Source organism: Natronomonas salinimetallica, assembly GCF_013839515.1.
Lineage (GTDB): Archaea > Halobacteriota > Halobacteria > Halobacteriales > Haloarculaceae > Natronomonas.
Genome location: NZ_JACDNQ010000004.1, coordinates 188,467 through 201,807, shown reverse-complemented (window position 1 = coordinate 201,807; position 13,341 = coordinate 188,467). Strand labels below are relative to the sequence as shown.

At 63.4% G+C, this 13,341-nt stretch carries 14 protein-coding genes, 1 tRNA gene and 2 pseudogenes; 11 read left to right on the top strand and 6 right to left on the bottom strand.

Annotation, left to right across the window (positions count from 1 at the left end; genetic code table 11):
- Positions 1-256: 256 nt before the first annotated feature.
- Genes arsD through hcsS form a run of 4 tightly spaced genes read left to right on the top strand, consistent with a single transcriptional unit; the run spans position 257 to position 3,098 of the window.
- Positions 257-592 (top strand): arsenite efflux transporter metallochaperone ArsD, encoded by a 336-nt coding sequence (gene arsD, locus HZR14_RS04815; protein ID WP_181691730.1) that lies wholly within the window; start codon positions 257-259, stop codon positions 590-592.
- Positions 593-595: 3 nt separating this feature from the next.
- A complete protein-coding gene (gene arsA / locus HZR14_RS04810) occupies positions 596-2,551 on the top strand; it encodes an arsenical pump-driving ATPase (RefSeq protein WP_181691729.1) in 1,956 nt (651 codons plus the stop codon).
- Positions 2,548-2,916, top strand: a complete 369-nt coding sequence (locus tag HZR14_RS04805) for a YlbF/YmcA family competence regulator (protein ID WP_181691728.1) — start codon at positions 2,548-2,550, stop codon at positions 2,914-2,916. The genes arsA and HZR14_RS04805 overlap by 4 nt, the downstream gene beginning before the upstream one ends.
- Positions 2,907-3,098 carry a halo-CC-star protein HcsS gene (gene hcsS / locus HZR14_RS04800; RefSeq protein WP_181691727.1) on the top strand — a complete coding sequence of 64 codons (192 nt, stop codon included), beginning with the start codon at positions 2,907-2,909 and terminating at the stop codon, positions 3,096-3,098. Before HZR14_RS04805 ends, hcsS begins: the two co-directional genes overlap by 10 nt.
- 180 nt (positions 3,099-3,278) lie before the next feature.
- On the opposite strand, the gene HZR14_RS04795 is transcribed toward hcsS, so the two are convergent.
- Complete coding sequence (locus tag HZR14_RS04795; protein ID WP_181691726.1) at positions 3,279-4,145, bottom strand: ATP-grasp domain-containing protein; 867 nt, start codon at positions 4,143-4,145, stop codon at positions 3,279-3,281.
- Between the two features lie 170 nt (positions 4,146-4,315).
- Positions 4,316-4,642, bottom strand: a pseudogene (locus HZR14_RS04790) (ABC transporter ATP-binding protein); the annotation flags it as partial.
- Between the two features lie 70 nt (positions 4,643-4,712).
- Between HZR14_RS04790 and HZR14_RS04785 the strand changes: the two are divergent.
- Both HZR14_RS04785 and HZR14_RS04780 read left to right on the top strand, forming a co-directional pair.
- Complete coding sequence (locus HZR14_RS04785) at positions 4,713-4,910, top strand: DUF7557 family protein (RefSeq protein ID WP_181691725.1); 198 nt, start codon at positions 4,713-4,715, stop codon at positions 4,908-4,910.
- On the top strand, positions 4,907-5,305 hold the full coding sequence (locus HZR14_RS04780; RefSeq protein WP_181691724.1) for a PIN domain-containing protein: 399 nt from the start codon (positions 4,907-4,909) through the stop codon (positions 5,303-5,305). The genes HZR14_RS04785 and HZR14_RS04780 overlap by 4 nt, the downstream gene beginning before the upstream one ends.
- Before the next feature lie 111 nt (positions 5,306-5,416).
- Here HZR14_RS04780 and HZR14_RS14340 read toward each other — a convergent pair.
- Together HZR14_RS14340 and HZR14_RS04770 are read right to left on the bottom strand one after the other, a co-directional pair.
- A pseudogene (locus HZR14_RS14340) lies at positions 5,417-5,746 on the bottom strand (ATP-binding cassette domain-containing protein); the annotation flags it as partial.
- Positions 5,747-5,848: 102 nt separating this feature from the next.
- Complete coding sequence (locus HZR14_RS04770; RefSeq protein ID WP_181691722.1) at positions 5,849-6,373, bottom strand: DUF192 domain-containing protein; 525 nt, start codon at positions 6,371-6,373, stop codon at positions 5,849-5,851.
- Between the two features lie 85 nt (positions 6,374-6,458).
- Between HZR14_RS04770 and HZR14_RS04765 the strand changes: the two genes are divergently transcribed.
- From HZR14_RS04765 to HZR14_RS14155, 3 genes are all read left to right on the top strand, one after another.
- A tRNA-Val gene (locus HZR14_RS04765) sits at positions 6,459-6,531 on the top strand.
- 368 nt (positions 6,532-6,899) lie between these two features.
- A complete protein-coding gene (locus tag HZR14_RS04760; protein WP_370464950.1) occupies positions 6,900-7,124 on the top strand; it encodes an antitoxin VapB family protein in 225 nt (74 codons plus the stop codon).
- Complete coding sequence (locus HZR14_RS14155; RefSeq protein ID WP_255479167.1) at positions 7,121-7,459, top strand: PIN domain-containing protein; 339 nt, start codon at positions 7,121-7,123, stop codon at positions 7,457-7,459. Before HZR14_RS04760 ends, HZR14_RS14155 begins: the two co-directional genes overlap by 4 nt.
- A gap of 930 nt (positions 7,460-8,389) precedes the next feature.
- Here HZR14_RS14155 and HZR14_RS04750 read toward each other — a convergent pair.
- Positions 8,390-9,175, bottom strand: a complete 786-nt coding sequence (locus HZR14_RS04750; protein WP_181691721.1) for an IclR family transcriptional regulator — start codon at positions 9,173-9,175, stop codon at positions 8,390-8,392.
- 329 nt (positions 9,176-9,504) lie between these two features.
- Positions 9,505-11,085 carry a long-chain-fatty-acid--CoA ligase gene (locus HZR14_RS04745; protein WP_181691720.1) on the bottom strand — a complete coding sequence of 527 codons (1,581 nt, stop codon included), beginning with the start codon at positions 11,083-11,085 and terminating at the stop codon, positions 9,505-9,507.
- A 315-nt stretch (positions 11,086-11,400) separates the two neighbouring features.
- On the opposite strand from HZR14_RS04745, the gene HZR14_RS04740 reads away from it, so the two are divergent.
- On the top strand, positions 11,401-12,567 hold the full coding sequence (locus HZR14_RS04740) for a thiolase C-terminal domain-containing protein (RefSeq protein ID WP_181691719.1): 1,167 nt from the start codon (positions 11,401-11,403) through the stop codon (positions 12,565-12,567).
- A 20-nt stretch (positions 12,568-12,587) separates the two neighbouring features.
- Entirely contained in the window at positions 12,588-13,058 is a 471-nt protein-coding gene (locus HZR14_RS04735; protein WP_181691718.1) for a Zn-ribbon domain-containing OB-fold protein, read from the top strand.
- Positions 13,059-13,341: the final 283 nt, after the last annotated feature.

Genomic DNA, 13,341 nt, shown 5'->3' with positions numbered 1-13,341 from the left:
GTATCCCGTATTGGGCTCCTTCTCGACCGGAATCTTTATTCAATTGTCTGAGCAATAGTAGTTGTCTGAGCAATAGTTCAACTGAAGCTGGCACGCAACGCAACAAACGGCACCCGAATCTGCCCGCGAGCGGCCCGAACAGCGAATCCACGTATCGCCTGTACGGCCCGGTCGATGCACCGTCCGATCAACCGACCGAAGTACGTCTTCGACGGCCGATGCACCGCCCCGACGACCGAGACACCCCGAATACCGAATGACAGAACTCACCCTATACGAAGAAGCGATGTGTTGTTCCACCGGCGTCTGTGGACCCGACCCGGACGACGAACTCGTCGAAGTCAGTGCCGCCCTCGATCAGCTCGAGGCGGCCCGCGACGCCCTCGAGATCACGAGAGCGAACATGCAACACGACATGGACCAGTTCCTCGAGACGCAGTCGGTCTACGACCTAGTCGAAGAACACGGCCCTTCGATTCTCCCGATCACCGTCGTCGACGGCGAGGTCGTCGCCGAGGGCGAGTACCTCGGCTACGACGAACTCGAAACGGTCCTCGATGACCACGTAGATACGCGAACCCAGGAGGCCTGACGGATGTCGGAACAGCCGGCACGGACGCTACCGGACGCGAGAGGGATCGTCGAACCGAGCGGCGAGGACACCGAGTTCGTCTTCTTCAGCGGGAAAGGCGGCGTCGGCAAGAGCACCGTCAGCTGTGCGACCGCGACGTGGCTCGCCGACAACGGTTACGAGACGCTTCTCGTGACGACCGATCCCGCGCCGAACCTCTCGGACATCTTCGAACAGGAGATCGGCCACGACGTCACCGCGATCGACGGGGTCGAGAACCTCTCGGCGATCGAGATCGATCCCGACGTCGCCGCCGAGGAGTACCGCCAGGAGACGATCGAGCCGATGCGGGCACTTCTCGACGACGACGAGATCCAAACCGTCGAAGAACAGCTCAACAGCCCCTGTGTCGAGGAAATAGCCGCATTCGATAACTTCGTTGAGTTCATGGATAGCCCCGAATACGACGTCGTCGTCTTCGATACCGCGCCGACGGGCCACACCATCCGGCTGATGGAGCTTCCCTCCGATTGGAACGCCGAACTCGAGAAGGGCGGTTCGACCTGCATCGGGCCGGCGGCCTCCATGGAGGGCAAAAAACAGGCGTACGAGCGCGCCATCGATACGCTTCAGGACGACGACCGCACCTCGTTCGCGTTCGTCGGCAAACCCGAAGCCTCCTCGATCGACGAGATCCAACGCAGCGCGAGCGACCTCGGAGGGCTCGGCATCGAATCGCAGCTGTTGATACTCAACGGCTACCTCCCCGAATCGGTGTGTGAGGACCCGTTCTTCGAGGGGAAACGCGCGGACGAACGGGCCGTCATCGAGCGCGCCCGCGAGGAGTTCGACGCGGACGCGATGGCGACGTATCCGCTTCAACCCGGCGAGATCGCCGGACTCGACCTGCTCGCCGACGTCGGTGGCGTCCTCTACGACGGCGCGGAAGCGACCGTCGATGTCGGCACGGCGACCGACGTGGACGCTGACGGCGCGGTCGACTTCGACGCGATGGCGGATTCGGACGCGGCCATCGAGCAACTCACGCCGAACGAGGGGACTCGATATCTCTTCTTCACCGGCAAGGGTGGCGTAGGCAAGAGTACGGTCGCCTCGACGGCGGCGACGAAACTCGCCGAGGCGGGCCACGAGACGCTCGTCGTCACGACCGACCCGGCCGCACACTTAGCGGACATCTTCGGCGAACCGGTCGGCCACGAGCCGACCTCGGTCGGGCCGGACCGCCTCGATGCGGCGCGGATCGACCAGAAGAAGGCCCTCGAGGAGTACCGCGAGGGAGTCCTCGATCACGTCAGGACGATGTATGAGGACAGAGAGGACGCCGAAATCGACGTCGACGCCGCGATCGCAAACGTTGAGGAGGAGCTGGAGTCGCCGTGCGCCGAGGAGATGGCCGCCCTCGAGAAGTTCGTGAGCTACTTCGGGGAGGACGGCTACGACGTCGTCGTCTTCGATACCGCGCCGACGGGCCACACCCTGCGGTTGCTCGAACTCCCCTCCGACTGGAAGGGGTTCATGGACCTCGGCTCGCTGACGAAGGGCGCCGCGCCAGCGAAAAGCGACCAGTACGACGAGGTCATCGAGATCATGAAAGACCCCGATCGGAGCACCTTCGCGTTCGTGATGTATCCCGAGTACACCCCGATGATGGAGGCCTACCGGGCCGCCGCCGACCTCGAGGAGCAGGTCGGTATCGAGACCTCGTTGGTCGTCGCCAACTACCTCCTCCCGGAGGCGTACGGCGATAACGCCTTCTTTTCGAACCGGCGTGCCCAGCAGGCGCAGTACCTCGAGGAGATCCGCGACCGCTTCGACGCGCCGCTGATGTTGGCCCCGCTGCGCCGTGAAGAACCGATCGGCCCCGACGAACTCAGCGGCTTCGGCGAGGACATCACGGGGCTCGCACGGCTGGCGGAGGCCGAAACCGACGGCGACGAGACGGCGGTGAAAACCCAATGAGCGAAACGCGATCCGTCGACCCGGCCGTCGAGGAGCCGCTGGACGCGTTCATCGAGACGCTTCAGGACTCGGAGACGTACCGGGCGTTCGAAGCCGCGACCGAGCAGCTCGAAGCCGACGAGGCGGCGATGGAGCTACTGGCGGCCTACCGGGAAAAACAGCGGGCGGTGCAGACCGGTGAGTTCGACTCCTCGGATATGAGCGAGCTCCGGGAGCTCAAAACCGAGCTCTCGGAGACGGAGACGTTTCGGGAACAGCAGGCGGCACAGGCCGCGCTCGTCGCCCTCCTCAAGCGGACCGATGACCGCATAAGCGACCGAATCGGTCGGCCGTTCGCCCGGTCGGACGGGGGTGGGTGCTGTTGAGCACCACCGACGAGGACGTCCTGGCCGCGGCGGAAGCGCTTGCCGAGAGCCTCAACGAGGTCGAACCGGCCTTGACCGACGAGGCGTTCACCTCGACGCTCCTCGAGTGCAACGAGGCGATCAGCCGAGCGACCGGCGTCGACTACAGCAGCGTCTGTGAAGCCGAAAGCGACTGCTGCTAGACGAAGCGACCGCTTGCGACAACGCTGTTGATACATGTGGCCGAGCCGTTGAGAAAAACGGTCGGGACTACACCCCAAGCGAGCCGTGACTCGGTCGCCACCGCGTAGTCCGGCGACCCACCGCGCTATCCCCGAGCACCGATATCTGTCCCCGCGAACGTTTGGACATGCCCTAAGCGGTCAAACGTCCGCAGCCCGCCGGATCACCCCGGCGAGCCGGTCGTAGAACCCCGGCTCGTACTTCGTAGCCGCGTCGACCGTCGGCCGGGCGTTCGTCTCGTTGACGACGGCCCGTCCGTCGGCGACGAGGACGTCGACGCCGAGCCACGCGATGTCGAGTTCCTCGGCCGCCGCCTCCACGAGTTCGCGGCGCTCCGGCGGCAGGTCGACCCCCGTCGCCGCCGCCCCGCGGTGGACGTTGTGCTTCCAGCGGCCGGCCGCCCGCTCGGCCGCCGGGAGCCGCCGCTCGACCGCCCCCACGTACTCGCCGTCGACGACCATCGCCCGGAAGTCCCTGGCCCCGGGGAGGAACTCCTGGACCAGGAACGACCGGTCGTCGACGGCCCGGTAATCGTGTACCAATGAGAGGTACTCACAGATTCCAAAAAAGGAGTCGAGGTCGTCGGCTCTCGCGATGCCGACGCCGCGGGTCGTCGAGTTCGGCTTGACCACGACGGGCTGATCGAGGCCTTCGAAGGCGGCCCGGAGTTCGGAGTCGGCGGCCGGGTTCGAAACGTAGACGCTTTCGGGGGTCGGGATCCCGGCGCGCTCGAGCCGCGCCAGCGCCCCGGCCTTGTTTCGGCTCCGGAGGATTGCCTCCCGGCCGTTGACCCAGGGAACCCCGAGGAGGGCGTCCGCGACGCCGCCTTCCATCAGCCGGGAGGGATAGACGAATCCGACGTCGACGCGCTCCTCGACGAGCGTCTCCGAAAGCGGCTGTGCGCGTCCGGTCGTCGGCACGTGACGTGCGTCGATGCCGCGTTCGGCGAGGGGACCGCGGATCCGATCGAGGGTCTCGGCGTTCGTCGCGACCGCAAGCCGGAGCATACCCGTTGCAGGGAGCCGAGGGACTTGAACACGACGGCCGCGGAACGGCGGCGGGGAGGGCCGCCGATTCCGATACGTTCGATCCTCGGTCAGCCGTCCCCGGTCTTCGTATCCGGTCAGCCGTCCCCGGTCTTCGTATCCGGTCAGCCGTCCCCGGTCTTCGTATTCGGTCAGCCGTCCCCGGTCTTCGTGCGGGCCTGTCGCTTCGCCGCGCGCTGTATGAACTCTTCGGGGAGCTCCTCGATCTCACCGGCCTGGACGCCCCACAGGTGCGCGTAGAGGCCGCCGTCCTCGAGCAGTTCACCGTGGCTTCCCCGTTCGACGATCCGGCCGTCCTCTATGACGACGGTCGTGTCGGCGTCCTTGATCGTCGAGAGGCGGTGGGCGATGGCGAAGGTGGTCCGGTCCGCGGTGAGCCGATCGAGGCTGCGCTGGATCAACATCTCGGTCTCGGTATCGACGTCGCTCGTCGCCTCGTCGAGGACGAGGACCGCGGGGTAGTTCACATATCGTTGCCCCCACCGAGCCGGCGTAAGTTAGATAGGTGTGTATGCAGTCTGTATACATATGGGCACGTCCATCCGGGTCACGGACGATACGAAAAAGATGTTAGAGAGCCTGAAGCGAGAGGACGAGACGTTTGACGAACTCCTCGAACGCCTTGTGCAGAGCGAGAAGCCCATCAACATCGGCGCGTGGAGTGAGGAGAAAGCCGACCGCGCACGGGAGGCCGTAGAGCGCTCTCGGGAGAGCTTCGAGCGGTGACGTTCCTCGATTCCTCGGTCATCATCGACATGCTCGAAGGCGTCCCTGTCGTCGTTGAGCACGTCGAAGAGTGCGGACAGCCTTACCTCACGTCCTCACTCTGCGTCTTCGAGGTCATCGATGGCGAAGTCGGCTCCGGATCCACGGACGTCGTCGCGGTCCGCCAGGAGTTTGGCGGTGTCCGCGCCCTCGACCTCAACGAACAGGTCGCCCTGGAGGCGGGGCGGATGCAGGACCAGCTGATGGACAACGGCGAACGGATGGCCGCTCGGGATCTCCTCATCGCGGCGACCGCGCGGTCCACTGGTGACGAACTTATCGTTGCAGACAGCGATTTCGAGACACAGCTCCTCACGGACCTGATGGACGTTACGAACCTCCGAAGCGACGACTGAGGCGCTACCTGATCTGATTCAGGCTCTCGCCGTTGGACCTTTCTAGATTCAGATACAACACTCAGACGCCGTAATCGGTACCGGTGCAGAACCCCAGCGGATGACCGGGGTTAACACCGCTCGGGCGATGGAGATACGCTGTCTCTGGCCCCCGGAGAGCTTGACACCGCGCTCGCCGACCATCGTCTCGTAGCCCTCGGGGAGGGTGACGTCGCGGACGTCGGTCCCGTCGATGCGGATCGCCCCCTCGCCGACGTCGTAGAGCCAAAGGAGGAGCTTGAGGACGGTCGACTTTCCGGCACCGGCCGGGCCGATCAACGCGAGTGTCTCGCCCCCTGCGACCTCGAAGTCGACGTCCTCGACGATCGGGGCATCGTCGTAGCCGAAGGTGACTGACGCATAACGAACGCGGCCGTCGGTGACGGCGAGCGGTTCGGCGTCGTCGCCGTCGTCCCCCACCGTGTCCGACATGGGCGTTATTCGGCGTTCGGCGGCGATAACGCTTGGCCTACGGGTGGTTCGACCGATCCGAGGAGGTGTACATCATAGCTCGAATCGGACCTCGTCGCCGGCTTCGATCCCCCGTTCGGCCGTCCAGCCGAGGGGGACTTCGAGGACGTACTGGCCCCTCCCGCGATACTCTTGGGCGTTCCCGTCCTCCCCGGGGGCGGGTGGGGGTGCCTCGTGGATCGTCGTGATCGTTCCGTCGTGATCCACGAAGACGATGTCGAGGCCGAACGACATGTCCCGCATCACGTAGGTGTACTCGCCGGGGCTCTCGTGGACGAACAGCATCCCGCGGTCCTCGGGGAGTTCGTCGGTCCCGCTCAGGCCGACGTAGCGTTTTATAAACGTATCCGCGACGGCCGCCTCGACGGTCCCGAGTTCCGCCCCCGTCTCGCCGTCGACGACCGTGACGGCCGTTCGCTCGTAGTCGTCCGTGACGACCTCGGGGTCGTACCCGTCACCGAGCAGCGGGGCGATGAGTCCCGTCCAGAAGGCGGCCCCCACGATGATGCCCACGACGGCGGCCACGAGGAGACCGTAGGCAATCACTCGGGAGTCCATACTCCGACCGAAGGGGGCGGGGGCGTCTAAGGGTTCCGTTCAAAAAGTAAGCGTTATCCGCCCCCGGTGGTTCTCTCGGAACGTCGGGTCCGTGGTCTAGTGGTTATGACGCGTCCCTTACAAGGACGAGATCGGTGGTTCGACTCCGCCCGGACCCATCCAGAGCTTGTACGATTCCTATAGTTGCGATGTCTACTATAGGTGCGACTGGGGCGGTTGGGACGACCTGGAGACGTTTATCGATCACTACCGAGGTAGCTACGCCCCCGACGTCCAAGCGAGAGAGCGCCAGAAAGCCGGGTGGCTATAGAGCGGATTTGTGGTCTTCGGCTAACGTTAGATCTAGGGCCTAACGACTAATACTGACGAACAAAAGAATGTACACACGACGCACGAGGATCACGCCGTTCGACGGAGCGAACGGCGGATCACTCGTGAGTCGGTTTCATTTGATTTCGTCCACCAGTATAAGACACGTTAACACCAATGTTGACGTAACAATGTCGACTGCTGATGAAAGATCCGAGTGAGCGACCGCGTGAAGCGGGAACTCAACTGTCTCCGGCGTGAAGGAGAGAGCTACAACGACGTCTTGGAGCGTGTGCTTGACGAGGACCGCGTCAGCGACTTCTACGACGGGTTCGGCCGCTGGTCCGACGAGGAAGCCAAACGCGTCCGTGAAGGGCGTCGGAAGTCGAAGAAAAAAAAACGAAAACAGCGGATGCGAGAGCGGGCTGAGGACGCTGCATGAAAGTCCTCGACGCGACGTTCCTCATCGACTACCTGGACGGCGTCGAAGCGACGAAGGAGTTCTACGAGGCGACTGGTGCCGAGAACGAACGATGGGTGATGCCCGTCCCGGCCTATGCCGAGGCACTCGTCGGCGAAGGAAACCTCCCGAACGGCGACGTCGCCGGTGCTCGTGCTGACCTCTCGTGGGGAGCGAAGTACGAGGTGAACGAGAGGACGGCCGTGACAGCCGGGGAAATCACGGACGAGATCGAGCCGTCGTTTGTGGAGCGGGACGGGACGCCGCGATGGGCGATCGAAGAGGAGAGGAATTCGCCGGCACTTGCCGATATATAGATTTCTAAGACATATGGATTATTTTATACTTATGCCCACAGGCGGCGTCACACTGCCATTCATATCCGAGTTCACAAAGCCAAGCTGCAGCCGATCCCGACCGTCTCTGCCGACACTTTGCGGGTGACAAACCCGTTATCGGGCCCCACCGTCAGCAGCTCCGATTCTACGGCGTCGTTGACCCGTATACGAATGATATTCGCCACGTAAGCCTCTATTCGACCGCAACAAAACGGACAACGCAGTGGTTTTTGACCGGGCTATACCGGCGCTACCCGCCCGGTGACACCGGGTTCCTCGCCGACGGCGCGGATCGTCCCGGTCCCGATTTTGTTGCAGGCAACTATCGATCCCGAGTAATAGGACGCGAACATCGAAACGCAGCCAAATATCTGTTTCAAAAAACAGAACGAAAAATATATACGATAATAAATGCATCTGATTGTGAATAGTTTCAGCCGTGTCGTACCCGAGACGGCCCAAGAATGCCTCGAAGCCCTCGCCGTCTGCTACAGCTCTGGCCAAAGCTAACGCGGCCGGTATCCGACCCACGGGAAGCCGACCGTGCACACGGGCTTGGAGCCGCCCGTGTCGACCGTGTACCGGGAGCGTTCGTCCCGACCGATGTTTTCGGTGCTGACGACACAACCGGAACAAATAATAACAATATTAATTTCGTTATGGAATATCCAGTACGGATTACGGCAACCGACGTGGGATAGACGACTGCTGTCCTATCGATCATCCCTGGATCGCCGACTCCCTTTTGACAATGACAACATACACCATAGACCACGTATCGGCGATGGAAAACGATCTCGATCGTATGGGACCGATAATAACCGATAGCGCCTTCGAATGATTTCTGTTCTTTGTTCTGTAGCGTCCTTTCGCCGATCACAAAACGATATGCAGATTCACCCGTATCGATCACCCTTTGTTTTCGACGTGGATGTCGAGTTCGATGGTGTTGGCGACGCTGGCGACGTCATGAGGGACTGTGTTGGTGAACTCGGAGGTCGCCATCCGGTTGGTGGGCACGGCCGCGGATATCGCTCCGATAACGTCCCCATTCTCCGCGGTTACCGCGGATCCTACTGCCCCCAACCCCGATATGTACTCTTCGTCGTTAAACGCGTAGCCTTGCTCCGAAATGTCCTCTAACTCCCCGAAGAGCGCCGACTCGTCAACGACCGTGTTTGACGTGTGCTCCGGCATTCCATGCTGTTCGACGATTTCGGATATCCGTTCGTCAGGCATCTCCGCCAACATCGCCTTCCCGGCAGCGATGACGTGGAGGTGGGTTTGGTCTCCTACTTCGTCCGGGGGCTGAATACTGCTTTGACTTCCGGCCTGAGCGATACAAACGCCCATCCCGAACTCCTCGACGTAGATCTGAACTCGGGCGTCGATCCTGCGTGCCAACTCCTCCATCTTGCTATTGGCATGTCGGAAAAAGACGTTTTCCCGGCGACGGCTTTCTCCGACACGCAAAAATTTGAAACTCGGGGAGTAGACGCCGTCCTTCTTCGTGACCAGCTGATTCTCGAACAGGGTGACGAGGTGTGGATGGACTGTTCCGGGCGTCAACCCCAGATGCTCCGAGATCTCGGTCAACGTGGCCCCCTGGAGCTCGTGAATCGTATCAAGAATTTCACAGCATTTGTCTACCGCCGCAATCCTGCGTGAACCACTCGTGTCGGCGTGGTCTGTCATACTATCGCTCGAGGGCCGCTACCACTTATTCTTTTGCACGCTGCAAAATCGATGGGAGCTGACGGCGAGAGAAACAGGATGAGCGTCCGACGACGACGGCCGGTCATGTCGCTTCAAATACCTGTAACGGCCCGGACTACGGTTCGGCAGTGTCAGCCCCTCACGGAGCATCGAGAACGTACCCCACTCCGGACGTCCTCAACGGCCCCACCCCACTCCGGACGTCCTCAACGGCCCCGACCCGCGGGAGTACACGCTTGCGTCCGGGTTGGCCGAACAGGCACGTGCTCACTCGGGGGGCGACGACGAACGAGCCGGAACGGACGGGGTCACTTGATGGGGTCGCCGTGGGACTCCCGGAGTTCGACCTTGCGGATCTTACCCGTGGAGGTCTCGGGGAGGTCCTCGACGAACTCGACGACGGTTGGGCATTTGTAGTGTGGGAGATTATCGCGGGCGAACTCGATGATCCTTTCCTCGGTGAGGTCGGCGCTGCCGGCGGGCACGGCGATTGCTTTGGGCGTCTCGCCCCACTTCTCGTGGGGGACGCCGATCACGGCGACGCGATCGATGTCTGGGTGGTCATAGAGGGCGTCTTCGACCTCGACGCTGGAGATGTTCTCGCCGCCGCTGATGATGACGTCCTTCTTGCGGTCCTTGATTGATATCATCCCGCGCTCGTCGATACTGGCGAAGTCGCCGGTGTGGAACCATCCGTCGGCCCGGCCGCTGAAGGCATCGCGAGTCCGCTCGGGTTTGTTCCAGTAGCGGTCCATGATCTGGTTGCCGCGGACGATGATCTCGCCCATCGTCTCGTCGTCGGAGGGGATGTCCTCGCCGTCCTCGTCGACGACGCGCAGTTCGGTTCCGAGCATGGCGTGGCCCTGACGAGTCTTGATCTCGAAGCGACCCTCGCTCTCGATCCGGCGCGGCGAATTGCTCGTCGTGACCAGCGGGCCGGTCTCGGTCAGCCCGTAGACGTGCAAAATGTTCCAGCCGAGTTCGTCTTCGACGGTCCGGATCGTCGCCTCGGGCGGCGGGCTGGCGGCGGTGGCGATCCTGACCGGCTTCTCGCCCGTGGCGGCGACGCCGGTGTTCTGATAGTGATCGATGAGGCTGTCCAGCACCGTCGGCGCGCCACAGAGGTAGGTCACGTCGTGGTTTCGGATGCGCTCGAAGGCGCCGGCAGCGTCGAAGTGGCGCTGGCAGACGTGTTTCCCGCCGACGCCCGTGATGACGTAGGGGTAGCCCCACCCGTTGACGTGGAACATCGGCAGCGTCCAGAGGTAAGCGTCGTCGTCGCTGATCTCGGTGTGGTGGGCGGTGATCAGCGCGTGGTAGTGTTCGGTGCGGTGGGTCCGGACTACGCCCTTCGGGTCGCCGGTCGTCCCGCTCGTGTAGTTGATCGTCGCGGGGTCGTCCTCGGAGATATCGGGGCGTTCGATCCCGTCGGGGTCGGCCTCTCCCAGGAGCGACTCGTAGTCGCGCCAGTCGCCGTCGACGCGGTCGGCCGGGTTGGCGACGAACGACGTGGCGGGGACCCGGTCGCGGATCGCCTCGACCTTTCCGGCGTACTCGTGGTCGGCGATGACCGCCTGGGCTCCGCAGTCGTCGAGGATGTACTCGTAGTCCCCGGCGGTGAGCCGGTAGTTAAGCGGGGCCGAGATAGCCCCGAGAGCGTTGATTGCGAACAGCGCCTCCAGAAACCAGTGTGTGTTCGGCGAGAGCAGCGCCACGCGATCGCCCTCCTCGATGCCGAGAGCCGAGAGCGCCGACGCCGCGCGGTCGACCCGCTCGCCGAACTCGGCGTAGGTGTACTCGGTGCCGTCGTGGGCGACGATGCCGACGGTATCGCCGTAGACGTCGACCCCTCTATCGAGGAAGTCGAGCGTCGTCATCTGTCGATGCATGGTATGATAAGACGTAACTGTGAGACGTAAAGCTCTTTCCAACGACGGAGCCGGACATGCGATCATCGCCCAGGGGAACCGGACGGGAGCGAGCCCCCCAGTCCGGGTTCGGGCGGTTCCCGGCACCGGCGGAACCGGTCTCCGTCGCGGGGACGGCAACACTCCGGGGCAATCGGGTATCGAACAGCCTATCGATGCCGAGGGAGGATTCTTGCGATATACGCCCTACTGACCTCTCGGTTGCGACGACCGGAGTCGAAGCCGGACGGCTTCGCAACCGAACTTTTATTATCGATGATTGACGATACATAGAGGATGTCCACAGCTCATCTCATCGCGGTCGGTTCCTCTCCGCTGGGCAAGACAGACCTGCCCGGCCGCGACCTGTTCTCGAAGGCACTGGCCGAGGCGTTCGAGGAATTACCCGATCCGGCCGACGTCGTCGACGGACTGTACGTCGGCGCACAGTCCGAACGGTACGAGAATCAGATCATGCAGGGAACGCTCATGGCCGAGTGGGCCGGCCTGCGGAACGTCCCCGCGGAGCGTGTCGAGGCGTGTGCGGCCGCCGGTGCGCTCGCGCTCAAGAACGCAGTCCGGGACGTCCGGGCGGGCGTCCACGACGCGGTGTTGGCCTGTGGCGTCGAGAAAATGACCGCCGGCGGGACCGAAGGTGCCACGAACGCGCTCGGTGCCGCCTTCGAGCGGGCCTTAGAACAGCGCTCCGGGATCACAGCACCCGCCACGTACGCCCTGCTCGCGCGGCGATATCTCCACGAAACCGACGCGACGGAGCGGGACCTGGCCCGGATCGCCGTGAAGAACCACCGGAACGCGGCGGCCAACCCGCGGGCGATGTTCCAGGAGGCGGTCGACGTCGAGACTGTCATGGACGCTCCCGACGTCGCCCCGCCGCTGAAACTGTACGACTGTGCGCCGGTTACCGACGGTGCCGCGGCCGTCGTCGTCGCGAACGACGAGGTGGCGGCCGACCTGCGGAGCCGTCCCGACGCGGTCCGCGTGGCCGGCGTCGGCTCGGCGGCCAACAACCTCGCCGTCGCCGAACGGGACCTCACGTACGTCGAGGGAGCGAACGTCGCTGCCACGACCGCTTACGAGGACGCCGGTATGGACGCCGCGGACGTCGACGTCGCGGAAGTCCACGACGCCTTCACCGTCTGTGAAGCCCTGTTGGCCGAAGCCGCCGAGTTCGCGCCCAAGGGCCACGGCATCGAGACCGTCGAGGCCCCCGAGGATCGATCGGCGGGCTGGAGCGACGTCCAGATCAACACCAGTGGCGGCCTAAAGGCCCGCGGGCACCCGATCGGTGCGACCGGGATACTGCAGGCGGTCGAAGCCTACGAACAGCTCACGGGCCGGGCGGACGACCGCCAGGTGGCGGACGCCGATACGGCCCTGCTCATCAACGAAGGTGGCGTCGCGGACGCCCATACCGTGGCTCACGTCCTGACTACACAATGACCGACGAAAGTAATTCACCGATGACAGACACCGATTCCACGACGACGGGACCGCTCCTACCGGAAGACATCACTACCGATTCGCCGTTTACGCTCCCCGGCTTCTTCGACGCGCTGGCGGAGGGCCGGCTGGTGGCCGCCCGTTGTACGGAGTGTGATACACATCTGTTGCCGCCCCGCCCCGCCTGTTACGGCTGTGGTAGCCGGGCAGTCACGGTATCGGAACAGCCCCGGACCGGCGAGGTACGCTCGTATACGTCCGTCAACCGACCCCCGTCCGCGTTCGAGCACCTGGCACCGATCACCATCGCGGTGGTCGAACTCGACTCCTCGGCTCGGCTTACAGGCCGCGTCGACGCCCCACTCGCGGACGTCACCATCGGCGACCGCGTCGAACTCCAGGTCCGTGATCCCGAGGAAGCCGGCATTGACCCGGACTTCGATCTGTCCTACGAGGAGGAGTGGCCGGTCCACGTCTTCGAACTGGTGTGAACGGATAGAACACTGGCGGTGTTCTTTCGCAGTGAACACGCGACGTGACTCTCAGCTGGGCTTCGTGGAGCGAGAAGCGACACCGTGACCGCCGCTGGAGCTCGATATGCCGCTCTATCCGGCATACCTATATTTTTTGTTTGTAGTCTTTATTTTTGAAATATTTGGCACTGAATGAGCGCATCCGACCGGTCGCAACTGGGATGCGAGAGCCGATCCACGGCCCGAACCTGATCGGGATCCGGATCACGTCGCGGTCGACGAAACGGTACGCCGACTCGAC

Excerpts from the sequence above, each read along its gene's own strand:
- HZR14_RS04785 (WP_181691725.1), top strand. The coding sequence starts at position 4,713 with ATGGGCACGTCCATCCGGGTCACGGACGATACGAAAAAGATGTTAGAG.
- arsA (WP_181691729.1), top strand. The coding sequence starts at position 596 with ATGTCGGAACAGCCGGCACGGACGCTACCGGACGCGAGAGGGATCGTC.
- HZR14_RS04735 (WP_181691718.1), top strand. The coding sequence starts at position 12,588 with ATGACAGACACCGATTCCACGACGACGGGACCGCTCCTACCGGAAGAC.
- HZR14_RS14155 (WP_255479167.1), top strand. The coding sequence starts at position 7,121 with ATGAAAGTCCTCGACGCGACGTTCCTCATCGACTACCTGGACGGCGTC.
- HZR14_RS04740 (WP_181691719.1), top strand. The coding sequence starts at position 11,401 with ATGTCCACAGCTCATCTCATCGCGGTCGGTTCCTCTCCGCTGGGCAAG.
- HZR14_RS04795 (WP_181691726.1), bottom strand. The coding sequence starts at position 4,145 with ATGCTCCGGCTTGCGGTCGCGACGAACGCCGAGACCCTCGATCGGATC.
- HZR14_RS04750 (WP_181691721.1), bottom strand. The coding sequence starts at position 9,175 with ATGACAGACCACGCCGACACGAGTGGTTCACGCAGGATTGCGGCGGTA.
- HZR14_RS04745 (WP_181691720.1), bottom strand. The coding sequence starts at position 11,085 with ATGCATCGACAGATGACGACGCTCGACTTCCTCGATAGAGGGGTCGAC.
- HZR14_RS04805 (WP_181691728.1), top strand. The coding sequence starts at position 2,548 with ATGAGCGAAACGCGATCCGTCGACCCGGCCGTCGAGGAGCCGCTGGAC.
- HZR14_RS04770 (WP_181691722.1), bottom strand. The coding sequence starts at position 6,373 with ATGGACTCCCGAGTGATTGCCTACGGTCTCCTCGTGGCCGCCGTCGTG.
- arsD (WP_181691730.1), top strand. The coding sequence starts at position 257 with ATGACAGAACTCACCCTATACGAAGAAGCGATGTGTTGTTCCACCGGC.